Source organism: Rhodospirillum centenum SW (assembly GCF_000016185.1).
In the GTDB taxonomy this organism is placed as follows: domain Bacteria; phylum Pseudomonadota; class Alphaproteobacteria; order Azospirillales; family Azospirillaceae; genus Rhodocista; species Rhodocista centena.
Map to the genome: position 1 here is coordinate 2,860,396 of NC_011420.2, position 22,566 is coordinate 2,882,961.

At 70.6% G+C, this 22,566-nt stretch carries 24 protein-coding genes; 11 read left to right on the forward strand and 13 right to left on the reverse strand.

What is annotated here, in order from left to right:
* Window positions 1-23: 23 nt before the first annotated feature.
* The 3 genes from kynB to RC1_RS13285 all read right to left on the reverse strand — a co-directional run bounded on the left by kynB (window position 24) and on the right by RC1_RS13285 (window position 1,455).
* Window positions 24-668, reverse strand: a complete 645-nt coding sequence (gene kynB, locus RC1_RS13275) for an arylformamidase (RefSeq protein WP_012567929.1) — start codon at window positions 666-668, stop codon at window positions 24-26.
* A gap of 125 nt (window positions 669-793) precedes the next feature.
* Window positions 794-1,099: a hypothetical protein gene (locus tag RC1_RS13280; RefSeq protein WP_012567930.1), complete on the reverse strand. Its 306-nt coding sequence runs from the start codon at window positions 1,097-1,099 to the stop codon at window positions 794-796.
* A 5-nt stretch (window positions 1,100-1,104) separates the two neighbouring features.
* Window positions 1,105-1,455 carry a hypothetical protein gene (locus tag RC1_RS13285; RefSeq protein WP_012567931.1) on the reverse strand — a complete coding sequence of 117 codons (351 nt, stop codon included), beginning with the start codon at window positions 1,453-1,455 and terminating at the stop codon, window positions 1,105-1,107.
* A 148-nt stretch (window positions 1,456-1,603) separates the two neighbouring features.
* On the opposite strand from RC1_RS13285, the gene RC1_RS13290 reads away from it, so the two are divergent.
* Window positions 1,604-2,089, forward strand: a complete 486-nt coding sequence (locus RC1_RS13290) for an Lrp/AsnC family transcriptional regulator (RefSeq protein ID WP_012567932.1) — start codon at window positions 1,604-1,606, stop codon at window positions 2,087-2,089.
* A gap of 24 nt (window positions 2,090-2,113) precedes the next feature.
* On the opposite strand, the gene RC1_RS13295 is transcribed toward RC1_RS13290, so the two are convergent.
* The 3 genes from RC1_RS13295 to RC1_RS13305 form a co-directional block, all read right to left on the reverse strand.
* Window positions 2,114-3,022, reverse strand: a complete 909-nt coding sequence (locus RC1_RS13295; RefSeq protein WP_012567933.1) for a tryptophan 2,3-dioxygenase — start codon at window positions 3,020-3,022, stop codon at window positions 2,114-2,116.
* Between the two features lie 112 nt (window positions 3,023-3,134).
* Window positions 3,135-3,929 (reverse strand): carbonic anhydrase, encoded by a 795-nt coding sequence (locus RC1_RS13300; protein WP_012567934.1) that lies wholly within the window; start codon window positions 3,927-3,929, stop codon window positions 3,135-3,137.
* 144 nt (window positions 3,930-4,073) lie between these two features.
* Window positions 4,074-5,339 carry a UbiH/UbiF/VisC/COQ6 family ubiquinone biosynthesis hydroxylase gene (locus RC1_RS13305; protein ID WP_012567935.1) on the reverse strand — a complete coding sequence of 422 codons (1,266 nt, stop codon included), beginning with the start codon at window positions 5,337-5,339 and terminating at the stop codon, window positions 4,074-4,076.
* A gap of 301 nt (window positions 5,340-5,640) precedes the next feature.
* Here RC1_RS13305 and RC1_RS13310 point away from each other — a divergent pair, with 301 nt between their 5' ends.
* From RC1_RS13310 to RC1_RS13320, 3 genes are all read left to right on the forward strand, one after another.
* Window positions 5,641-5,979 (forward strand): P-II family nitrogen regulator, encoded by a 339-nt coding sequence (locus RC1_RS13310; RefSeq protein ID WP_012567936.1) that lies wholly within the window; start codon window positions 5,641-5,643, stop codon window positions 5,977-5,979.
* A 453-nt stretch (window positions 5,980-6,432) separates the two neighbouring features.
* The gene (locus RC1_RS13315; protein ID WP_012567937.1) at window positions 6,433-7,659 is read left to right on the forward strand and encodes an aminotransferase class I/II-fold pyridoxal phosphate-dependent enzyme; all 1,227 of its coding nucleotides are present in this window, start codon (window positions 6,433-6,435) and stop codon (window positions 7,657-7,659) included.
* 241 nt (window positions 7,660-7,900) lie between these two features.
* A complete protein-coding gene (locus RC1_RS13320; protein ID WP_012567938.1) occupies window positions 7,901-10,633 on the forward strand; it encodes a DNA translocase FtsK in 2,733 nt (910 codons plus the stop codon).
* Window positions 10,634-10,686: 53 nt separating this feature from the next.
* Here the strand turns inward: RC1_RS13320 and RC1_RS13325 are convergent, their stop codons facing one another.
* Window positions 10,687-11,844 (reverse strand): ISAs1-like element ISRce1 family transposase, encoded by a 1,158-nt coding sequence (locus RC1_RS13325; protein ID WP_012567939.1) that lies wholly within the window; start codon window positions 11,842-11,844, stop codon window positions 10,687-10,689.
* A 226-nt stretch (window positions 11,845-12,070) separates the two neighbouring features.
* On the opposite strand from RC1_RS13325, the gene RC1_RS13330 reads away from it, so the two are divergent.
* The 6 genes from RC1_RS13330 (at window position 12,071) to RC1_RS13355 (ending at window position 16,069) form a co-directional block, all read left to right on the forward strand.
* Window positions 12,071-12,772, forward strand: coding sequence for a LolA family protein (locus RC1_RS13330; RefSeq protein WP_148213456.1), 702 nt, complete (start codon window positions 12,071-12,073; stop codon window positions 12,770-12,772).
* Window positions 12,773-12,857: 85 nt separating this feature from the next.
* Window positions 12,858-13,664, forward strand: coding sequence for a gamma-glutamyl-gamma-aminobutyrate hydrolase family protein (locus RC1_RS13335; RefSeq protein ID WP_012567941.1), 807 nt, complete (start codon window positions 12,858-12,860; stop codon window positions 13,662-13,664).
* Window positions 13,665-13,740: 76 nt separating this feature from the next.
* Window positions 13,741-14,016, forward strand: coding sequence for a type II toxin-antitoxin system RelE/ParE family toxin (locus RC1_RS22645; protein ID WP_012567942.1), 276 nt, complete (start codon window positions 13,741-13,743; stop codon window positions 14,014-14,016).
* Between the two features lie 65 nt (window positions 14,017-14,081).
* Window positions 14,082-14,378, forward strand: a complete 297-nt coding sequence (locus RC1_RS13345) for a HigA family addiction module antitoxin (RefSeq protein ID WP_012567943.1) — start codon at window positions 14,082-14,084, stop codon at window positions 14,376-14,378.
* Window positions 14,379-14,454: 76 nt separating this feature from the next.
* The gene (locus tag RC1_RS13350; RefSeq protein WP_049766718.1) at window positions 14,455-15,237 is read left to right on the forward strand and encodes a ferredoxin reductase domain-containing protein; all 783 of its coding nucleotides are present in this window, start codon (window positions 14,455-14,457) and stop codon (window positions 15,235-15,237) included.
* Between the two features lie 31 nt (window positions 15,238-15,268).
* A complete protein-coding gene (locus RC1_RS13355; RefSeq protein ID WP_012567944.1) occupies window positions 15,269-16,069 on the forward strand; it encodes an exodeoxyribonuclease III in 801 nt (266 codons plus the stop codon).
* Between the two features lie 6 nt (window positions 16,070-16,075).
* On the opposite strand, the gene RC1_RS13360 is transcribed toward RC1_RS13355, so the two are convergent.
* From RC1_RS13360 to hemE, 6 genes are all read right to left on the reverse strand, one after another.
* A complete protein-coding gene (locus RC1_RS13360) occupies window positions 16,076-16,372 on the reverse strand; it encodes a hypothetical protein (protein ID WP_041785364.1) in 297 nt (98 codons plus the stop codon).
* A 209-nt stretch (window positions 16,373-16,581) separates the two neighbouring features.
* Window positions 16,582-17,850 carry a transcription termination factor Rho gene (gene rho / locus RC1_RS13365; protein WP_012567946.1) on the reverse strand — a complete coding sequence of 423 codons (1,269 nt, stop codon included), beginning with the start codon at window positions 17,848-17,850 and terminating at the stop codon, window positions 16,582-16,584.
* Between the two features lie 323 nt (window positions 17,851-18,173).
* Window positions 18,174-18,548, reverse strand: a complete 375-nt coding sequence (locus tag RC1_RS13370; RefSeq protein WP_012567947.1) for a bleomycin resistance protein — start codon at window positions 18,546-18,548, stop codon at window positions 18,174-18,176.
* A gap of 10 nt (window positions 18,549-18,558) precedes the next feature.
* The gene (gene hemJ / locus RC1_RS13375; RefSeq protein ID WP_012567948.1) at window positions 18,559-18,990 is read right to left on the reverse strand and encodes a protoporphyrinogen oxidase HemJ; all 432 of its coding nucleotides are present in this window, start codon (window positions 18,988-18,990) and stop codon (window positions 18,559-18,561) included.
* 88 nt (window positions 18,991-19,078) lie between these two features.
* Entirely contained in the window at window positions 19,079-20,149 is a 1,071-nt protein-coding gene (gene hemH / locus RC1_RS13380) for a ferrochelatase (RefSeq protein WP_012567949.1), read from the reverse strand.
* A 44-nt stretch (window positions 20,150-20,193) separates the two neighbouring features.
* The gene (gene hemE, locus RC1_RS13385; RefSeq protein WP_012567950.1) at window positions 20,194-21,234 is read right to left on the reverse strand and encodes a uroporphyrinogen decarboxylase; all 1,041 of its coding nucleotides are present in this window, start codon (window positions 21,232-21,234) and stop codon (window positions 20,194-20,196) included.
* A gap of 433 nt (window positions 21,235-21,667) precedes the next feature.
* Between hemE and RC1_RS13390 the strand changes: the two genes are divergently transcribed.
* Window positions 21,668-22,531, forward strand: coding sequence for a pyruvate, water dikinase regulatory protein (locus tag RC1_RS13390; RefSeq protein WP_184446380.1), 864 nt, complete (start codon window positions 21,668-21,670; stop codon window positions 22,529-22,531).
* Window positions 22,532-22,566 lie beyond the last annotated feature (35 nt).

The following is a 22,566-nucleotide window of genomic DNA, read 5'->3' on the forward strand; positions in this document are numbered from 1 at the left end:
GAGTCAAGCGCTCCCTGTCCGGCTCACCCCTGCCGCGGGAGGTCGCGCAGAATGGCGCGGACGGGGGCGGCGTCGGCGGTGGCGAGCTTCAGCGGCAGGGCGATCAGTTCGTAGGCACCCTCCGGCACCCCGTCCAGCACCAGCCCCTCCAGGATGGAGAGGCCGTGGCGGTGGACGGCGTGGTGGGCGTCCAGGGTCTTGCTGTCCTCCGGGTCGAGGGAGGGGGAGTCCACCCCGATCAGCCGCACCCCCAGCCCGGCCAGCAGATCCACCGTCTCCGCCGCCAGCGCCGTGAAGCGGCTGTCCCAGGCCGCATGGGGAAAGCTGCCCATGGTGCGCAGCAGCAGGCGGCGGGTGCCGGGGGGCACGCGCCCGTCCAGGTGGGCGGGCTCCACCCGCGGCAGGCCGGGGCGGACATGCAGCAGCAGCGCCGGGCCGAGATAGCGGGTCAGGTCCAGCGCCCCGGCCGGTTCGCCGTCCGCCGCATAGTGCAGCGGCGCGTCGGCATGGGTGCCGGTGTGGCTGGACAGGGTCAGGCGGCTGACCGTGACGGGACAGCCCGGCCCGATGCTCCAGGTCCGTTCCTCGGCATAGGCGGTGTCGCCCGGCCAGACCGGAATGCCGGTCCGCACCGGCTGGCTGATGTCCCAGATGCGGCGTTTGCCCATGCCCCGTCCCCCTGCTGTCCTCCGGTGGCAACAGGAAGTAGGGCCGGACGGTGCCCGCGTCACCCCCGTTCCGCGCCGCCCCGGTTCGCACTGCCCCGGTTCGCGCCGGCGGGCGCCGGGGGAACCTACCCGCGGTGGCGTTCGGAGGTCAGCACCTGCCGCACCAGGGGCACGGCGCGCAGGCTGCGGGCGATGTAGTCGGACTCGTCGCGGGTCAGGGTGCGGACCTGGAGGTCGATGCTCAGCTCCTCCTCCAGTTCCAGCAGGCGGACCTGCACGGAGCTGGGGACGAGGCCGCGCTTGGCGAAGGGTTCCAGCAGGCGCGGCAGGGTGCCGGGGTCGGGGTCCGCCAGGACATGGAAGCAGGCGGTGCGGGTCAGGTCCACCGGCCGCGCCTCGGCGGCCGGCGGTTGCAGGGCCGGGAGCGCCATGGCGGTCAGGCCGCGACGGCGCCGGCCGCTTCGGCCGGCAGTTCCAGCCCGACGCGCAGGCCGTCCAGCTCCACCCGCTCCAGGCAGCGGGCGAGCGCGCCGCGGGGATCGGCCTCGGCCGCGCGACCGGGCAGCACCACGGCGAAGGCCGGGCAGCGGCCGGCCCCGCGCAGGGCCCCCTCCACCGCCTCGTCCAGCCCGCCCCGCATCCGGCGCCACGCGACGGCAGCGCCCGACCGGCCGGGACGGCCGACGGCCAGCGCGATGCGCATGCCGGTGGACGGATCGGTGTAGACGGTCAGGCTGGCCTGGGGCGGCAGGACGGACGGGGTGGACAGGACAGGCAGGGCGGACATGGCGGGCTCTCCGGAAACGGGCCGCGGAAGGCGCGGCGGCGACCCCGGAAAGCTAGCGCCGGCGCCGGGAAAAATGTTTGCGTAGTTGAAGGCTGACGCGGATTTCCTGCATGATCCATGCGGTAACATCGGCTTCAGGGGAAAAATCATGTCCAGGGAGACGCCGAAGGATCTGGACCGCACCGACTGGCGCATCCTGGACCACCTTCAGAAGGACGGGGCCGCCACGGCGGCGGAAGTGGCGGAGCGGGTGGGGCTGTCGCAGTCGCCCTGCTGGCGCCGCATCCAGCGGCTGGAGGGGATGGGGGTGATCCGCCGCCGGGTGGCGCTGCTGGACCGCAAGCGGCTGGGGCTGAACGTGCTGATCTTCAGCCACGTCAAGCTGGAGGCGCACAGCGGCGACCGGCTGGAGGAGTTCCGCGACGCCATCCGCCGCATCCCCGAGGTGCAGGAATGCTTCGTGCTGATGGGGCAGGTGGATTTCCTGCTCCGCATCGTCGCCGCCGATATCGAGGCCTATGAGAAGCTGTTCTTCGAGAAGCTGTCGAAGCTGCCCGGCGTGCGGGAGATCAACTCCATGATCGCCGTCTCCGCCATGAAGGAGACGACGGAGCTGCCGCTGCCGATGCCCTGAGCGGCGGGATCGCAGGCCCCCCGGTCAGAGCGCCGTGCGGACGCTGCGCAGGTCGGGAAAGAAGCTCTGGTCCAGCGCCCGCACCAGATAGCTGGCGCCGGCGGTGCCGCCGGTGCCGGTCTTGAAGCCGATGATGCGCTCCACCGTCTTCATGTGGCTGAAGCGCCACTGTTGGAAGCGCCAGTCCAGATCCACCAGCTTCTCCGCCAGTTCGTACAGGTCCCAGTGCCGCTCCGTGTCGCGGTAGACGGCGAGCCATGCCGCCTCCACCGCCGCATCGGGCCGGTAGGGCAGGCGCCAGTCCCGCTCCAGCCGGTCGTCGGGAAGGGCGAAGCCGCGCCGGGCCAGCAGGCGCAGGCAGTCGTCATAGAGCGACGGCGCCGCCAGCACGGCCTGGAGATCGGCGTACACCTCCGGCTCCCGGCGGTGGACCTCGGCCAGCCGGGCGTTGCGGTTGCCCAGCAGGTACTCCAGCAGCCGGTACTGCCAGGACTGGAAGCCGCTGGACTGTCCCAGACAGGACCGGAACCGCCCGTAGTCCGCCGGGGTCAGGGTGGACAGCACCTCCCAGCCCTGGATCATCTGGCGCTGCACCTGCGCCACCCGCGCCAGCATCTTGAAGGCGGGACCCAGCCGGTCGGCCCGGATGGCAGCCTGGGTGCCGCGCAACTCATGCAGGCTGAGCTTCAGCCACAGCTCGGTCACCTGATGGATCAGGATGAACAGCAGCTCGTCATGGGCGTCGGAGCGGGGATGCTGGGCGGCCAGCAGCGTGTCGAGCCCGAGATAGGCGCCGTAGCTGAGGTCGGGCCGCAGATGCGCGCCGCCGTCGGACGGATCGTCGGCACCGGGCGCCGGAGCGGCAGGAGGCGGTCTGACAGGCGACAGGCTGGCAGGCGACGGGCTGACAGGCGACGGGGGCTCGGCGGTCATGGGTCGTTCCATCCGAAACGGGATGGGCGAGTATCGGTGCTTCCGCCGGGCTGGAAAAGGAAAAGGCGCAGCGGCCGCCGCCGATGCGCCTTTTCCGGCAAGACGGAAAACCCTACCGGCCGGCGGACTCCAGAATGAAGCGGCGGTTCAGCGGCTGGAGCGGCCGGGCATTGTCGTCGTAGAGTGCGGCGAACTGCCCGATCTGCGCGTCAGACGCGGTGACCGGCTGCTTGTAGGTGATCCAGTGGACCACCTCGGAGCAGGGCGGCGTGGTCAGCGAGCCCTCATAGCGGAAATAGGCCGGGTCCGCCGGCAGCAGCCCGGCCGGATCGACCGCGACCGGGGCGGGGGCCGTGCCCTCCTGCGCCGGCATCGCCGCCCAGACGGCGTCCAGCACGGGGCTGGCGGCCCCGGGGACGATCATCACGCCCAGCACGGCCAGCTCGCCCGTCGCGGCGTTGCGGTGGACCAGATGCAGCTCCATCGGCGCGCGCTTGCCGTCCACGGCGTGCTCGCTGGGATGATGGAAGTGGAACTGGACCAGATCGTAGCGCCCGCCTTCCAGCTCGATGAAGGAACCGGGCGCGGCGTTGGCCTGGATGGTGTGGCCGTTGTTCACCACCTGCATCGGCCCGGCCTGGTAGTGGACGGCGACGGGGCCCAGCGTCGCCGGGACGGGGTGCACGATGTCCACCGGCGACTGCGCCCGGCCCGCCTCGCAGGCGGCGAAGTCGGTGGACAGGCGGCCCCACTCGGCGGGGCCGCCGGCGCCGGCATAGCCCCAGTGGGCATGGTCGTGCTCGGACGCGCCGGCAGCGGCAAGGGAGAGGACGCCGGAAAGGGCGAGGGCGGAGGTCGCCAGCGCAAGGCGCCGGGCAAGGGGCGGGGCAAGGGGCGGGAAGGTCATGGGCATCACCCGTGAAGTTGACCGTCGGAACCCGGCGCCGACGGCGCGGGTCCCTCACGGTCTACCTCCAACGGGTAAAGAATACCCTCTCCAAACGGGCGGACGCGGCCCGCATCGCGGGAATGACCGGCGGGCCGGGAGGAGCTACAGCGCCTCTCCCTTCATCAGCCGCGGCAGCTCGCCCACCACGCCCATGGCATGGCGCATGAACAGGCGCTTCAGCGGCTTCAGCGGCGGCAGGTCGTTGACGGCCTTCATCCCCAGCCGGCGGGCCAGCGCCAGGGGGGCGATGTCGTTGCTGAACAGCCGCGTCAGCAGGTCGGTGGTCGCCAGCAGGGAGACCGTGTCCACCCGGCGCCAGCGCTGGTAGCGGTCCAGCGCATCGGCGGCGCCGGGGTCCAGGCCCAGCCGGTGGGCGTCCACGATGACCTCGGCCAGCGCGGCGGCGTCGCGCATCCCGACATTCAGGCCCTGACCGGCGATCGGATGCATGGCATGGCACGCCTCGGAGATCAGGGCCAGCCGGCGGTCCACGTAGCGTTCCGCATGCATCAGCCCCAGCGGGTAGGAGGCGCGCGGCCCGATCGGGCGGATGCGGCCCAGCCAGTCGCCCACGCGGGACTGCAGTTCCGCCGTGAAGGCGGCCTCGCCCAGCTTCAGATACCAGGGCGCCAGTTCCGCCCGCTCCGACCAGACGATGGAGGTGCGGTTGCCCGTCAGCGGCAGCATGGCGAACGGCCCGGCCGGCAGGAACAGCTCCACCGCCGTGCCGCCGTGCGGCAGCTCATGCTCGATGTTGGTGATGATGGCGTGCTGGCCGTAGCTCCAGCTCAGCGTGTCGATCCCGGCATCCTCGCGGCACAGACTCTTCTTGCCGTCGGCGCCGACGATCAGGCGGGCCCGCACCGTGCGGCCGTCGGCCAGCCGCACCGTGGCGCGGGGACCCGAGCGGTCCAGGCCGGAGACGGCGACCGGCGCCAGATGCGTGACCGACGGCAGCTCCGCCAGCCGGCGCATCAGGGCGCGGCGGATCACCCGGTTCTCCACGATCCAGCCGAACGGCCGCGCCCCCACCTCGCGGTGGTCGTAGTGCAGGAACAGGGGCGCGTTCTGGTCGGTGACGCGGATGTCCAGGATCGGTCCCGCCTCGTCCGCCAGATAGGGCCACACCCCGGCCCCGTCCAGCACCTTGCCCGAGCCGTAGGCGATGGCGGTGGTGCGGCCGTCGAAGTGCGGCGCCATCTGCGCCGACGGCGGGTCGCGGTCGATCACGACGACCGGCACGCCGGCGCTGCCCAGGGCGCAGGCCAGGGTGAGACCGGAAAGGCCACCGCCGACGATGGCGACTTCGGTCGTGACCGCGTCGGAAGCGTCCGACGCGACGGAGGAGGGGGAGGCGACGGTATCCATGCGAAGGAAAGTCGGTCACCCGGAGCCGATTGTCCAGTGGGCCGACGGCACCTGTCCCCGCACACCTCCGGGACTGTCCCGATCGACCGCCTTCAGGGTGGAAATCCGGCCCGTCTGCACAAGAATTGTGCAGCACCTGCCCATCGCTAAGCCGACGGGTGGGGAAGGCCCGGAACGGATGCGCTGGAAGGTTGGACCTTCAGGCGCGGCACGCTTCTTGTATCATGGTTTCCGAGCGGCCGGACCCTCATGCGGAGACCGGCCCGGCGGAACAAGGCCCGAGGAACGAAAGGGGAGCCCGATGAAACTCGTGATGGCAGTGATCAAGCCGTTCAAGCTCGACGAGGTCCGCGAGGCGCTGACCGGGTTGGGCATCCAGGGCCTGACCGTGTCCGAGGTGAAGGGCTTCGGGCGCCAGAAGGGCCAGACCGAGATCTACCGCGGCGCGGAATACTCGGTCAGTTTCCTGCCCAAGGTGAAGATCGAGGTCGCCGTGACCGACGACCTGACCGACGCCGTGGTGGAGGCCATCCAGAAGGCGGCCAACACCGGCCGCATCGGCGACGGCAAGATCTTCGTGCTGGAACTGGCCCAGGCCATCCGCATCCGCACCGGGGAGTCCAACGCGGACGCGCTCTGATCCGGCTGCCGCAGGCAGCCCGACGGGCAAACCAGGGGCAGGGTCCCGGGGCCGGCTGCAGATGCGGCCGCCACCCGGCGGCGCTGCCCCTTTTCCGTATCGCTCCGCCTTGCGGCCTCTCCTTGCCGCCTCGGGCCGCCGGCATCGCCTCGGGCGGTCGGCCCTGCATGCCGCCACCGGCCCGATCCTTAAGCGGGGGTTACAGGGAATCCAGGCCCCTGCGGCCGTTTTCCCGTCACTTATCCACAGGGAATACCCCGTTTCCGGCGCGATTTCGTGAATCGGATCAATGGGTTAGCGCAGTTTTCAACGCTTTTCTCAGCAACTGTCCACAAGCGACGGATTCGGCAGGGCTTTTCCGGGCGCCCCGGTCTTGTGCCCCGGCGCCCGCCCGGGTAAACTCGTTTTCGTTTCGTACCCGCTGCTCCCCGCATCGCCCGTGGATGACCGCAGATGACCGGCGCGTCGCCGTCGCAGGCCCCGATGCCGACGGGGAACCCCCGGCTTGAGGGACTGACCGACTATCCCTTCACCCGGCTGGCCGCGCTGCTGGCCGGTGTGCCGCCGCGCGCCAACCTGGAACCGCTGAGCCTGGCCGTGGGGGAACCGCAGCACGCCCCGCCGGCCCTGCTGACGGAGGCGTTGCAGGCGAACGCCCGTCTCTGGGGCCGTTACCCGCCCGTGGCCGGCACGCCGGAATTCCGCGCCGCCGTCGGCGACTGGCTGGAGCGGCGCTATGCCCTGCCGCCGGGCTTCGTGGACCGGGAAACGGGCATCCTGCCCGTCGCCGGCACGCGCGAGGCGCTGTTCCAGTTGCCGCTGCTGACCGTGCCGGAGCGCCGGGCCGGCCGCCGGCCGGCAGTGCTGATCCCCGACCCGTTCTATGCGGTGTACGAGGGGGCGGCGGCCATGGCCGGGGCGGAGCCGGTGTTCCTGCCGGCCTTCGCCGATACCGGGTTCCTGCCGGACCTGGACGCCATCCCGGCCGAGGTGCTGGAGCGCACGGCGCTGTTCTTTCTCTGCACGCCCGCGAACCCGCAGGGCGCCGTGGCCGACCTGGACTATCTGCGCAGGGCCCTGGCGCTGGCCCGCGCCTACGGCTTCGTCCTGGCGGTGGACGAATGCTATGCCGAGATCTGGGACAGGGCGGCACCCCCCGGCGCGCTGGAGGCGGCCCGGGAGACGGGGAGCACGGCCGGTCTCGTGGTGCTGCATTCGCTGTCCAAGCGGTCCAGCGCCGCCGGCCTGCGCTCCGGCTTCATCGCCGGCGACCCCGGATTGTTGCAGCGCTTCGCCCGGCTGCGCAGCTATTCCTGTGCCGGCACCCCGCTGCCGGCCCTGGCCGCGGCCACGGCGCTCTGGCGCGACGAGGCGCATGTGGAGGAGAACCGCCGCCTTTACCGCGCCAAGGTCGATGCGGCAGACTCCGTCCTGGCCGGGCGGTTCGGGTTCTACCGCCCGCCGGGCGGCTTCTTCCTGTGGCTGGACGTGGGCGACGGGGAGGCGGCGGCCCGGACCCTGTGGCGGGAGGCGGCGATCCGCGTCCTGCCGGGTGCCTACCTGTCGCGGTCCGATGCCGATGGCGGCAACCGCGGCCGGCCCTATGTCCGTGTCGCGCTGGTGCATGACGCGGAGACCGTGGCCCGCGCCTGCGAGCGGATCGCCCGCCTGCTGGGCTGACGCCCGCCGGGGTGCGGACCCCCGGGCGGGGGCCGGCGCGGCGCCGCGCCCGGAACAGAAACGCCGGACCCCGGCAGCGGCCCGGACGCGCGTACTGCCTGGACCGCCTGATGACTGAATTGCCTGACGACTGGATTGCCTGACGACTGGACCCGTAGCCCGACAGCCTGCGTTCCGATGCCCTGCACCCCGACCCCACCAGCCCGATCCCACCGGCGACGACCTTTCCCTGGATGACAGCATGAACCCGAGACTGGCCGCGACCCGCCCCGCCCCCCGCGGCAGCAATCCCCGCGGCGTCCCGCCCGGCCGCGGCACCGGCCCCGCCGTGCCCGGGCGGAACCGGAACGCCCTGCTGCCCGACGGTGCCGCCCGCTTCCTGCGCGCGCGGCTGGTGGAACTGGCGGGCCTGCTGACGGTGGGCGTGGGCGCGGCCCTGGCCGGCGCCATCGCCAGCTACACCCCGGCGGACCCGTCCTGGAACACCGCCGTGCCCGCGGGCACGACGATCGTGCGCAACTGGCTGGGCCTGCCGGGCGCCTATGCGGCCGACATCCTGGTGCAGACGCTGGGCCTGTCCGCCTATCTGATCGCCGCCCTGATCGCCGGCTGGGGGCTGTCGGTGGCACGGCACCGGCCGCCGGACCGCTGGGCGCTGCGGGTGCCGCTGGGCCTGGGCTCGGTGCTGCTGACCGGCGTCGCCCTGGCCGGGCTGTCGTTCGCCGCCGGCGGGGCCATGGGGGGCAGCGTCGGGCTGATCCTGCTGAACCAGGTGCGGCTGCCGCTGCTGTCTGCCGGTGTCGGCGTCCCGCCGGGGCTGCTGGGGCTGGTCGCCGCCGTGCCGGCGCTGTGGATGCTGCTGACGGCCCTGGGCGTACAGACCGGGGGGGTCCTGGCCGGGCTGCGCCGGCTGGGCGAGCGCCGGCAGGTGGAGCAGCCCCGCACGCCTTCCGCGCCGCGCCGGCCGGTCGCCGCCCCGGCGGCGCAGCAGGCCGCCCCGGAACGGCCGGAAACTGAACGGGCAGGGACAGGGCTGGCCGGGCTGGCTTCAGGCGGCTTGGGTGGCCTCAGCGGGCTGGCGGCCCGCGCCAGCGCGGCCGCGGGCGGACTGCGGGAGGATCTGGGCGACCGGCTGCGCGGGCTGTTCGCCCGTACGGAGGCGGAACCGGCGCGGCCCGTGCGACGGATACCGCCGGCCCTGACCCCGGTGCCGCCGCCACGGCCCGAGCGGGGTCCCGAGCGCATGGAGCCCGGCCTGACCATTCCCCGCGTCGAGCGCCCGGCCCCGCCCGTCACGGCGGAAACCGGAGCGGCGGGGGAGGAGACGGAGGAACCCCGGCGGCCCCGGCTGGCGCCCGTGGTGACGCCGCGGCCGGCGCCGGTCATCCCGCTCCGCCGGCCGGAGAAGCAGCGCCATCCCTCGCTGCCGCTGGAGGAGCCCGACGCCGGGGAGTACGAGCTGCCCCCGGTGGAGATCCTGCAGCTTCCCCCGGCCGGCCAGTCCGCGGCCCTGGACGAGGAGGGGTTGCAGCGCAACGCCACCCTGCTGGAGGGCGTGCTGGAGGATTTCGGCGTCCGCGGCGAGATCGTGAAGGTCAGCCCCGGCCCCGTCGTGACGCTCTACGAGCTGGAGCCGGCCCCCGGCACCAAGTCCAGCCGCGTCATCGGTCTGGCCGACGACATCGCCCGTTCCATGAGCGCCGTCAGCGTGCGCGTCGCCGTGGTGCCGGGCCGCAACGTCATCGGCATCGAGCTGCCGAACCAGCGGCGCGAGACGGTCTATCTGCGCGAGCTGCTGACCGCCGACGCCTATGAGAAGAGCCCGCAGAAGCTGGCCCTGGTGCTGGGCAAGGACATCGGCGGCGGCCCCGTGGTGGCCGATCTCGCCCGCATGCCGCACCTGCTGGTCGCCGGCACCACCGGCTCGGGCAAGTCGGTGGCGATCAACACCATGATCCTGTCGCTGCTGTACCGGCTGCCGCCGGACCGCTGCCGCTTCATCATGGTCGATCCGAAGATGCTGGAGCTGTCCATCTACGAGGGCATCCCGCACCTGCTGGCCCCCGTCGTCACCGACCCCAAGAAGGCCGTGGTGGCGCTGAAATGGGCGGTGCGGGAGATGGAGGACCGCTACCGCGCCATGTCCAAGCTGGGCGTGCGCAACATCGACGGCTACAACGCCCGCCTGAAGGAGGCGCGGGAGGCCGGCGAGGTGCTGACCCGCCGGGTGCAGACCGGCTTCGACCCCGATACCGGCAAGCCGATCTTCGAGGAACAGCCCATCGACCTGACGGAGCTGCCCTACATCGTCGTCATCGTGGACGAGATGGCGGACCTGATGCTGGTCGCCGGCAAGGACATCGAGGCCGCGATCCAGCGTCTGGCCCAGATGGCGCGCGCCGCCGGCATCCACCTGATCATGGCGACGCAGCGCCCCTCGGTGGACGTCATCACCGGCACCATCAAGGCGAACTTCCCGACCCGCATCAGCTTCCAGGTCACCAGCAAGATCGACAGCCGCACCATCCTGGGCGAGCAGGGGGCGGAACAGCTCCTGGGCCAGGGCGACATGCTCTACATGGCCGGCGGCGGCCGCATCACCCGCGTCCACGGCCCCTTCGTCCGCGACGAGGAGGTGGAGCAGGTGGTGAAGTTCCTGAAGGCGCAGGGCGAGCCCAACTATGTCGAGGCCGTGACCGAGGACGAGGAGGAGGCGGGACCGGCCGGAGACGAGGGCGCGGGCGGTGGCGGCGGGGCCGGCGGCGGCGACCTGTACGACCAGGCGGTCGCCATCGTGACGCGCGAGCGCAAGGCCAGCACCAGCTTCATCCAGCGCCATCTGCGCATCGGCTACAACAGCGCCGCGCGGCTGATCGAGCGGATGGAGAAGGAAGGCGTCGTCAGCAAGGCCAACCATGTCGGCAAGCGCGAGGTCCTGGCCCGCGACATCGACGATACCGAACGGGTGAACTGACCCGGACGGGACAGGGCCGGTCGCGGGCGGCTGGTCAGGGCTTCGAATCCAAGTTAAGGGATGGCGGGGTTGAGGAGAGAGGCGAGGTAGTCGTCCGACCATCCGGCCATTTTTCGGCGCGTCTTGAGCGACTTTTGGTCGTTGGCTGCGCGGATGAGGTTGAGGGCGAAGTGGCGGACGACGGCCATGTTCTTGGCACCGTGGCCGGTTCGCAAGCGCGAGAGATCGTCCTTGAAGAGGACGTCGAGCACCCAGTGCAGCCTGTTCTCGATGCCCCAGTGCCCGCGGACGGCGTCGGCGGCGTGTTCGGCGGTGAGCGGGGCGGAGGAGATGAAGTAGCGGGTGTCGGTCCGCGTCCGGTCGGCGATGTGGGCTGTGGTGTGGACGCGGACGATGGCGGCGACGTCGGGCAGGCGCATCTCCCCAGGAAACCGGCGCGTGCCGGAGAGCCAGTCGACCTCACGGATCACGCTCACGTGGCGTTCTTCGACCCGGCCGTGCCCCTTGTCGAGGTCGTGGTGGTGGTCAGCGCCGTCGCCGACGGCGAACGCCGCCTCGAGCTCCGCGCGCAGCGTGGGCTGGTTGGCCTTGACGGCGAGGAGGTAGTCGGCGCCCTGGCCCCGGATCGCGGCGGCGATGGTCGGGTTGGTGGCGATGGCGTCGATGGAGACGAGGGCGCCGGCCAGCCCGCCGTTCTCGCCGAGCCGATCGAGCAGCACCGGAATCGCCGCAAGCTCGTTGGCCTTGTCGGGGACCGCCTCCTGGGCGAGCACCAGGCGGGAGGTCGTCGCGAAGGCGGATACGAGGTGGATCGGCGCGGTCCCGGCGCGGCGGTCGTGGCTGCGCCGCGAGGTCTTGCCGTCGATGGCGACGAAGTCGGCCCGCCCCGGAAAGGTCGCACGTACCCACGCGGTGAAGGCGGCCGAGAACAGCGCCGGATCGATCCGGTTCATCAGGATCGTCAGCCACCGCTCGCCGGGAACGCCGTGCGCGTAGGGCAGATGCCGACGCAGGAACGGCAGGTGCGCCGCACCCCAGGCCGCGATGTTCTCGTAGTCGTCGCAGTCCGCCATCGTGCCGCACACCACCAAAAGCAGGATCTCCGGCAGCGGATGCAGGATCCGCCGCTCATCCCGCGGGTCCTCTATCCGGCTGAAATGCTCCAAAAGCACCCGAAGCCGCGACTTCGAACCCCAATCGTCCTCGTCCATGACGCCGATCCCGTGCCGTCCGATAACACCGGCCCACAGAATCAGCAGTTCCGCAATCTGTCACCCGCTGTCACATGAGTTCAGTGCCCTGGGCGGCTGGTCGGGGCGGTTGACCCGCCGCGGCCGCCCCTCCATTCTTCCACCGCCCCTCCATTCTGCCAATGCGCCGCGCCGTGTCGGGGTCCGCGTCCGCAATCCCGCCACGATGCCCGGCCACGATACCCGCATGAAGACCATTCTCTCCCCGACTGGGATCACCCCGACCGCACGACCCGGAACGGTCCGCTCCCTGCTGGCCGCGACGGTCGCCGCCGCGGCACTCGCCCTGGCCGTGCCGGCGGCCCCGGCCCGGGCCGCCCCGGCGGCATCGGAGGTCGCCCGGACGCCGGAGGTCGCGGCCGATCTGGCGCGGGTGGAGGCGTATCTGAACGGCATCGGCACCCTGCGTTCCCGCTTCCTCCAGGTCGCGGACGACGGCAGCTCGGTGAAGGGCACCTTCGCCCTGGCGCGGCCCGGGCGGATGCGGATCGACTACGACCCGCCGGTCGGCAACTTCATCGTCGCCGACGGCCGCTTCGTCTATTTCTGGGACGCCGAGCTGAAGCAGCAGTCGAACGCCCCGATCGGCAGCACCCTGGCCGACTTCCTGCTGCGCCCGCAGATCAGCCTGTCCGGCGATGTCACCGTCACCGAGGTGGCGCATGACGGCGGCGTGCTGGAGGTGACCCTGGCCCAGACCAAGGACCCCGCCCTGGGCCGGCTGACCCTGGTGTTCGAGGAACGGCCCTTCGCCCTGCGCAAGTGGCGGGTGCTGGACGCCCAGGGGCTGACCACCGAAATCTCCCTGCTGTCCCCGGAGACCGGGGTGGAGCTGAAGGACGAGCAGTTCTTCTTCCGCGACCCGACCCGCCGGCGGGAGCGGGACTGACCGTCCGTCTTTCCGGACCGTTGCGGTTCCGGCGGGGGCTGGCGCACACTCGGGACGCGCCATCCCGCTTTCCGAGACGGTCCCCATGAGCCTGCCGATCCCCCCGAGCCCCTCCCGACCGGCCCCGTCCCGACCGGCCACCATCCGGCCCCCGGTCGGCATCCCCGCCTGCGCCCGCACCCTGGGGCAGCATCCGTTCCATGTCGTCGGGGACAAGTATGTCCGCGCCGTCAGCGAAGGGGCGGGGGCGCTGCCGCTGGTGCTGCCGGCGCTGGGGGACTGGTACGACGTGGACGCCCTGCTGGACCGGCTGGACGGCCTGTTCTTCACCGGCAGCCCGTCCAACGTGCATCCCGCCGCCTACGGCCGTGCGCCGGGCACGGAAGCGCCCCCGCATGACGAGGCGCGCGACGCCACCACCCTGCCGCTGATCCGCCGCGCCCTGGAGCGGGGCGTGCCCCTGCTGGCGGTCTGCCGCGGCTTCCAGGAACTGAACGTGGCCCTGGGCGGCACCCTGCATGCGCGGGTGCAGGAGGTGCCGGGCATGATGGACCACCGCGAGGACAAGGACGCGCCGGTGGAGGTGCAGTACGGCCCCGCCCATACCGTGGCGCTGGCGCCGGAGGGGCGGCTCGCGGCTATCACCGGCCGGCGGGAGCTGCGGGTGAACTCCGTGCATTCCCAGGGCATCGACCGGCTGGCGCCGGGCCTGGTGGTGGAGGGAACGGCCCCCGACGGGCTGATCGAGGCGGTGCGGGTGGAGGGGGCGCCCTTCGCGCTGGCGGTGCAGTGGCACCCGGAATGGCGCTTCCGCGACGACCCGGCCTCCACCGCCCTGCTGGCCGCCTTCGGCGCGGCCGTCCGCGACCACGCCGCCGCACGGGGGCGGTGAGGCCGCACGGGGGCGGTGAGGCGGAGGGTGTAAAGCACGACTTGACATCTTCGGAATGTAAAGCCATACATTACAGATGATCCGGTCGTTCCGAAGCAGGGCACTGGCGCTTTACTGGGAGCAGGCTGACGGCCGGAAGCTCCCGGTTCAGAACCACGCGCGAGTGCGACGCCAGTTATCCGCCTTGGACGCCGCTGGGATGCCAGAGAACCTGAACCTGCCCGGATACGGTTTCCATTGTCTGAGCGGGACACCCAGGCGCTGGTCGATCTGGGTATCGGGAAATTACCGGATCACCTTCGGCTGGGATGGAGTCGACGCCGTGGACGTCGATATCGAGGACTACCACTAGGAATGCCAGACGCTCTGCGTCCGTATCCATATCAGTGCGAGTATTTCCCATTAGGGAGACCCACAATGTCCACCGCCCTTCCGCCGCTGCATCCGGGTGAACTGCTCCGGGAGGATATCCTGCCGGCCCTGGGTATCACCGTGTCGGAGATGGCGGAGCATCTGGGCGTGTCGCGGCAGACCCTGCACGCGATCCTGTCCGAGCGCGCCGCGGTGACCCCGGCCATGGCCCTGCGCCTGGGCAAGCTGTGCGGCAACGGGCCCGAGATCTGGCTGAACCTCCAGGCGAAGTGGGACATCGCCACCCTGACGACCGCCTTGAGCGACGAGCTGGACCGTATCCCCACGCTGACCACCGCCTGAGAGGCGGGGCGCGCCCCGGCCTTGATCCCGCCGCCGGTCCCGCCATATCGCAGGGATGGGAATGGAGCGGAGAACCATGGGCGGGACGATGGTGGCGGCCGGAGCGAACGGCCCGGCTGGGGCGCTGGCGGAGGAGCGGACCTTCACGGTCAGCGAGCTGATCCAGGCCACGCCCGACGTGCGGATCGTGCGGCTGGTGCCGGCAGACGGGCGGCCCTTCGACTTCCAGGCGGGCCAGTATGCCCGCGTCGGCTTCGCCGGACTGCCGGCGCGGGATTTCTCCATCGCCAGCCGGCCCGGCGAGCCGCATCTGGAGTTCCACATCCGCGACGCCGGGCAGGGCACGGGTGCCGCCCACTATGCCGTGCGCCATCTGCGGCCGGGCGAGCGGGTGGTGCTGAGCGGCCCCCTGGGCGACGCCACCCTGAAGCCGGAGCACCGCGGCCCGATCCTGGCCATCGCCGGCGGCTCCGGCCTGGCGCCCGTGAAGTCCATCGTGGAAACGGCGCTGGAGCGCGGCCATGCCGGGCCGCTGCACCTCTATTTCGGGGTGCGGACGGCGCGCGACCTGTATCTGGACGGACACTTCGCCGCCCTGGGACAGCGCCACCCGAACCTGAGCTTCGTCCCCGTCCTGTCCGAACCGGCCGGCCCCGGTCCCTGGCGCACCGGCCATGTCGGGCCGGCGGCGGTGGCGGATTTCGCCGACCTGTCCGGCTTCAAGGCCTATCTGGCCGGCCCGCCGGCCATGGTGGAGGGGACGGTGCCGCTGCTGCTGGAGAAGGGCATCGCCGCGGTGGACATCCACGCCGACGCCTTCTACACCGGAAACCGGACGCCGCAGCGGACCGGCCGCTGAGGCCGCCCGCCGTCCTTCCGGGGTCCCGCCCGTGCGCCTCTGCACCTGGAACATCAATTCCGTCCGCCTGCGCCTGCCGCTGCTGCTGAGGCTGCTGGACGAGCACGCCCCGGACGTCGTCTGCCTGCAGGAAACGAAGACCGTGGACGACACGTTCCCCCTGCGGGAACTGGCGGAGCGCGGCTACCGCTTCGCCCACATCCACGGCATGAAGAGCTACAACGGGGTGGCGATCCTGTCCCGGCTGGAGCTGGGCGCGCGGGAGGTGCGGCACTGGTGCGGGCGGGAGGACTGCCGCCACATCGCCACCACGCTGCCGGTCGGGCCGGGGATCGAGCTGCACAACCTCTACATCCCCGCCGGCGGCGACGTGCCGGACCCGGCGGTGAACGAGAAGTTCGCGCACAAGCTCCAGTTCCTGGACGAGATGATCCGCTGGTGGCCGGAACAGCGCAGTCCCGACCGGCCCATGATCCTGGTCGGGGACCTGAACATCGCACCGCTGGAGACCGACGTCTGGTCCCACCGCCAGCTCCTGGACGTGGTCTCCCACACCCCGGTGGAGGTGGAGAAGCTGACCCAGGTGCAGCGCACCCTGGGCTGGGTGGATGCCGTGCGCCGCTTCGTGCCGGAGACGGAGAAGCTCTACACCTGGTGGTCCTACCGCTCCGCCGACTGGGCCGCCAGCGACCGCGGCCGCCGGCTGGACCATGTCTGGGTCACCCCGCCGCTGGCCCCGGCGCTGGCCGGCACGACGGTGCTGCGGGAGGCCCGCGGCTGGGAGCCGAAGCCCAGCGATCATGTCCCGGTGCTGGTGGACTTCCGCTTCTGATCCCCGTCAGGCCCGCCGGTCCCCCCGCGGCATCATCAGGGCCAGCACCCAGAAGGGCGGCGCCCAGAGCACGGGGCTGACCGCAACCAGGGGAGCGGCCGCCAGCGCCAGCAGCGCCGGGGAGAGGAACCCGTCCAGCACCGCCGGATGCACCGGCGCGGGCGGACGTGCCGGGGTGATAGCCTGCGCCGCCGGGGTAGCCGCTGCCAGGGAAGCGGCTGCCGGGCGAGAGACTGCCGGCAGAGCGGGGTGCGGCGCGACACCATGGTCGTGCAGCAGATCGTGCAGCGCGTGGTCCAGCATCACTTCCTGCCTTGGCCGTTCCCGGCCCCTGCCGTGGGGCCGGGGTGGATGATCCTCCCGGCCAGTGCCGGGCGTCCAGCGCATCCCCCGCATGGCCGGGACCGCCCGGAGACGGGGGCCTCCCGAAAGCGACGGAGCCGGCCACCCTGGGGGCGGCCGGCTCCGGATCGAAGCGTGTCCAGGGCCCGCGGACGGGCCGACGGACCGCGCTACTGGTTCATGCTGTCGAAGAAGTCGTTGTTCGTCTTCGCCTGCTTCAGCTTGTCGATGAGGAACTCGACCGCGTCCTGGGTGCCCATGGGGTTCAGGATGCGGCGCAGGATCCACATCTTCGCCATGGCGCCCTTGTCCACCAGCAGCTCTTCCTTGCGGGTGCCGGACTTCTGAATGTCGATCGCCGGGAAGACGCGCTTGTCGGAGAGCTTGCGGTCCAGGATGATTTCCGAGTTACCGGTGCCCTTGAACTCCTCGAAGATCACCTCGTCCATGCGCGAGCCCGTGTCGATCAGGGCCGTGGCGATGATGGTCAGCGAGCCGCCTTCCTCGATGTTGCGGGCGGCGCCGAAGAAGCGCTTGGGCCGCTGCAGGGCATTGGCGTCCACGCCGCCGGTCAGCACCTTGCCGGAGGAGGGCACGACCGTGTTGTAGGCGCGGCCCAGGCGGGTGATCGAGTCGAGCAGGATGACCACGTCGCGCTTGTGTTCGACCAGGCGCTTGGCCTTCTCCAGCACCATCTCCGTCACCTGGACGTGACGGGTGGCGGGTTCGTCGAAGGTGCTGCTGATGACCTCGCCGCGGACGCTGCGGGCCATGTCGGTCACTTCCTCCGGCCGCTCGTCGATGAGCAGCACGATCAGGTAGACCTCGGGGTGGTTGGTGGCGATGGAATGGGCGATGTTCTGCAACATCACCGTCTTGCCGGTCCGCGGCGGCGCCACGATCAGGGCGCGCTGGCCCTTGCCCAGCGGGGCGACCAGGTCGATGACCCGGGTCGTCATGTCCTTCTTCGACTTACCGGAACTGTCGACCTCGATCTCAAGCCGCAGCCGGTCGTCGGGATAGAGGGGGGTCAGGTTGTCGAAGTTGATCCGGTGCCGGACCTTGTCCGGATGGTCGAAGTTGATCGAATTGACCTTCAGGAGGGCGAAGTAGCGTTCCCCTTCCTTCGGGGAGCGGATCTGGCCTTCCACCGTGTCGCCCGTGCGCAGGCCGAAGCGGCGCACCTGGGAGGGGGAGACGTAGATGTCGTCCGGGCCGGGCAGGTAGTTGGCCTCTGGCGATCGCAGGAAGCCGAAGCCGTCGGACAGGACCTCCAGGACGCCCTCCCCGTAGATCGGGACGTCGTTCTCGGCGAGCTGCTTGAGAATGGCGAACATCATGTCCTGCTTGCGCAGGGTGCCCGCATTCTCGATCTGGAGCTCTTCTGCGAATGCGAGGAGCTCGGCGGGCGTCTTGGCCTTCAGGTCCTGAAGATTCATGGTGTATCGATTGTGGGGGTCGGTTGGCGGTGACCGGGGAGGGCGATGGGCAGACGCGACATGTCCGGTATAGGTGTCCGGCAAGGTGCCAGTGAAGCCGGGACCATCGATGCCGGGTGGAGCTGACCGGCTGTCGGGAGTTCGGCCTGATGCGGTGGCCAGTCTCTTCTAGACCACTCTGACGCCGGCCCGGGGAGGGACGACGGAGAACGCGTTGAGTTCTCAGGGGAGTGGACTCGCAGGCAAGAATTATGGTTAGCCGATGCCACGGATCAAGTCAAAGCAAAACATCCGCCACGCGGCCACTCTTCCGGGTAGCGGCCTCAATCTCTGTCCGTCGCATCCTCGTCGGCGTCCTGCCCGACCTTCAGCAGGCAGCCCGCGGGATCGAGGTAGTAGACCTCGCGCATCCCCCAGGAGCGGTCGGCCGGCGGGCCACGGAAGGGTTTGACCCCCGCGGCCAGCGCCGCGGCATGGAAGCCGTCCACATCGTCCACCTGCAGATAGACAGACGATGCCCGGCAGAGTGCCGGATCGTCGGTGCGCCAGAGATGCAGGATCCAGCCCTCCCGCTCCAGCAGGGCGAACCCGTCGCCGTGGCGTCCCTCCACCTGGAAGCCCAGCCGTTCGTAGAAGGGCAGGGACAGATCCAGGTCCGGACTCGGCAGTTCGGCGCGCAGCGAGAGGATGCGGGCCATCCGGGCGTCCTCAGAACGGCTTCACGATCACCAGGATGACGATGACGATCAGCAGGATCGTCGGGACCTCGTTGAAGACCCGGAAGAACTTCTCCGAGCGGGCGGAGCGCGTCTCCTCGAACTCGCGGCGGTACCTGCCCAGCAGCATGTGCGCCGCCGTCATGCCCAGCACCAGCAGGATCTTGGCATGCATCCAGCCCTGTCCCGACAGCAGGGACGGGTTCAGCGCAAGCATCGCCAGACCGAACGTCCAGGTCGCGATCAGTGCCGGATTCATGATGTATTTCAGGAGCTTGCGCTCCATCACCACGAACCGCTGGTAGTCCGCGGCGCCCGGCGTGGTCTGGGTGTGATAGACGAACAGCCGGGGCAGATAGAACATGCCCGCCATCCAGGCGACCATGGAAATCACATGGAAGGACTTGATCCAGAGATACAGCATGGACGGCAACTCCACGGGAACGCGGGCGCCTTTGTAACCGCTTCGGCCGGGGAGGGAAAGACGGCCCTTGGGCCGTCGCCGCTGCGGCTCAGCCTGCCGCAGCACCCTGCGGGCAGCCGAGCGCTGTGGTCGGGCAGAAACGGCCGCCGTTCTGGGAGCACATGGTGCAGCCGGTCCCCAGGGACTGCCGCACCAGTTCCGCCAGACCGCGGATGAAGTCGGGTTCCACCCCCACCGTCGGCACCGCGACGAAGTGGGGCACGCCGTTTTCCTCCGCCAGCTCGCGGTACTCGTGGCCGATCTCCACGATCGTCTCGGAATGCTCCGACACGAAGGAGATCGGGACCACGACCAGCGGCACCCGGTCGCGCCCGGCGCGCAGGACCTCCTCCTCGGTGGAGGGGCCGAGCCATTCCAGCGGGCCGACCCGGCTCTGGTAGCAGGTCACCCAGTCCAGGCCCGGAATGTCCAGCGCGGCGATCACGGCCTCGGCCGTGCGGTCGCACTGCCAGGGGTAGGGGTCGCCGGCCTCCACGATCTTCATCGGCAGGCCGTGGGCCGAGAACAGCACCCGCGGCGTGCCGTGCGCCGCGGCCTCCGCCACCGCCCAGCGGATCAGCCGGGCGTTGGCCTGGATGAAGCCGGGCTCGGTCGGATAGCAGCAGATCGTCCGCGTCGGCTTGTCCAGCCCGGCGGCCTTGGCTGCCAGATCCCAGACACGCAGGCTGGAGGCCGTCGTGGTGGTGGACCACTGCGGATAGAGCGGCAGCAGCACCACCTCGTCCGGGTCCCAGTCGCGCACGTCGCACGCCGTCTCGTCGCTCATCGGGTGCCAGTAGCGCATGGCGATGAAGGCGCGCACTTCACCCGCATCCCAGAGCGCTTCTTCCAGCGCCCGGGCCTGCGCCCGGGTGTTCTCCAGGATGGGCGATTTCCCGCCCATCTTCTCGTAGATGCCCCGGGCGATCCGCGCCCGGCGCCCGGCGATGAAGTGCGCCAGCAGCATCCGGAACGGATTGGGCAGACGCAGGATCGCCGGGTCCGAGAACAGGTTGAACAGGAACGGGTGGACCGACTCCAGCCGGTCCGGGCCGCCCAGATTGAACAGCACGATGGCGATCTTCCGGCGGGATGCCGGGAAGGCGGCGGACTCTGTCACGCTGCTGGTGTCCGGGAGGCTACGGGAAGGCTGGGTCGTGGCGATCAGCCGCGCAGGAGGCGCGTCAGCTCGGCCACATGCTCGGGCGGCGTCTCCTTCAGGATGCCGTGACCGAGGTTGAAGATGAAGGGCCTTCCGCTCATCGCCTCAAGCAGTTCAGTCACGCCGCGGCGCATTGCCGCACCGCCGGTCAGGAGCAGCACCGGATCCAGGTTGCCCTGAAGCGTGACGCCCTTGAGCGTCTCGGACGCCCAGGCCGCCGGCACGCCCGGATCGAGCGAAACGCCGTCCACCCCGGTCTCCCGCACATAGGCTTCCAGGTTCAGACCGGCCTGACGCGGGAAGCCGATGATCGGCACGCCCGGATGACGCGCCCGCAGCGCGTCCACGATGGCACGGGTCGGCTTGATCACCCACTGGTGGAAGCCGTCCACCGGCAGCGCGCCGGCCCAGCTGTCGAAGAGCTGCACCGCTTCCGCCCCCGCCTTGATCTGGGCGGAGATGTACTCGACCGTCGCCCGCACCAGCAGGTCGATGAGCTGACCGAACCCCTCGGGATCGCTGAACGCCCACTGCTTGACGTGCATGTACTCCTTCGAGCCCTGACCTTCGACCATGTAGCAGGCGACCGTCCAGGGCGAGCCCGCAAAGCCGATCAGCGCCGTCGTCGGGAAATCCTTGTCCAGGTTCTCCCGGATGCGCCGCACCGTCTCGTAGACCGGCTCTGCCCGGCGGTGCAGGCCGTCGAAATCCAGCGCGCGCAGCCCGTTCATGTCCCGGATGGCGGCGAGACGGGGGCCTTCGCCTTCCGCGAAGCCGACGGACTGCCCCAGCGCATGCGGGACCAGCAGGATGTCCGAGAACAGGATCGCCGCGTCCATGCCGTAGCGGCGCAGCGGCTGCAACGTCACCTCGCAGCCCAGCGCCGGCTTCAGGCAGAGATCGAGGAAGCCGCCGGCCTGCGCACGCACCTCACGGTATTCCGGCAGATAACGGCCGGCCTGGCGCATCAGCCAGAAGGGCGGGCGGGTCTGGGTCTCACCGGCCAGGGCGCGGAGAAAGGGCTTCGTCGGGGCTGCGGTCATCGTCGCTGATCCAGGTTGTTCGGCGTCCCCCCTATACCTTGAATCCGGTATCAGAAGGAATGGGGGTGACAGTTGTGACTGTGGATAACGGGAATTCATGTTTCCCGCAAATCCATCCACAGGCTGCGGCAATCGTCATCCACGCCGAAAATGTCTGTGGACAGTTCGTCGGGTATCGCGCGGCAGGCCGCATCTGCGCTAGGTTCCGGCGGTCTTGAGTCCTGGGGATAATGTCGCGGTGCGGGATCGGTCGTCCCGGTGTTTCGGAGAGGTGCGACGGTTTTCTCCCCCGGCGCGCATCCCTGCTGCCAAGTCGTAGCGGCCACGTGGACCGATTTCGGGCATGCTGTCGCAGGCCCCGGGTTATCCCCGCACCCGACGGGTTGTTCACCCTTTGATTCCGGTTTCCGTAACGGGAGCGGCGCTGCGCCAGATGAACACGGACACGATGACGAAGACCTTCCACCTGCACCTCGTCTCCGACGCGACGGGAGAGACGATCAATTCCGTGGCGCGGGCCTGCGTCAGCCAGTTCGACCGGGTGCAGCCGATCGAGCATTTCTGGAACCTGGTGCGGACCGAGCGGCAGCTCGACATGGCCATCGAGGGCATCCGGGACACGCCGGGCCTGGTCATGTTCACCCTGGTGAACGACAAGCTGCGCCGGCGCCTCCAGGACACCTGCCGCGACCTCCAGGTGCCGTGCATCCCGGTGCTGGACCCGCTGATCGCCGCGCTGGGCGCCTATCTGGGGCTGGAAAGCCAGAGCCAGCCCGGCCGCCAGCACGCGCTGGACGCGGAATATTTCGGCCGCATCGACGCCATGGACTTCGCCCTGAACCATGACGACGGGCAGAGCGCCTGGGACCTGCACGAGGCCGACGTGATCCTGGTCGGGGTCAGCCGCACCTCGAAGACGCCGACCTGCATCTATCTGGCCAACCGCGGCATCAAGGCCGCGAACGTGCCCTTCGTGCCGGGCTGTCCGCTACCGCCGGAACTGGACCAGCTCCGCCGGCCGCTGGTGGTGGGGCTGACAAAGGATGCCGAGCGGCTGGTGCAGATCCGGCGCAACCGTCTGCGCCTGTTGAACCAGGGCGAGGACACCAGCTACACCGATCCCGAGAAGGTCCGGGCGGAACTGTCGGAGGCGCGGCGCCTCTACAGCCGCAAGGGCTGGCCGGTGATCGACGTCACCCGGCGGTCGATCGAGGAGACCGCGGCCGAGGTGATGATGATCCTGGCCCGCCGGCGCGCCGTTCCGGGCGAAGCGGGTCCCGGCGGCACGCCGGTCTGAGCCGGGTCAGGAAGGGTCGGGTCCGCAGGGGTGGA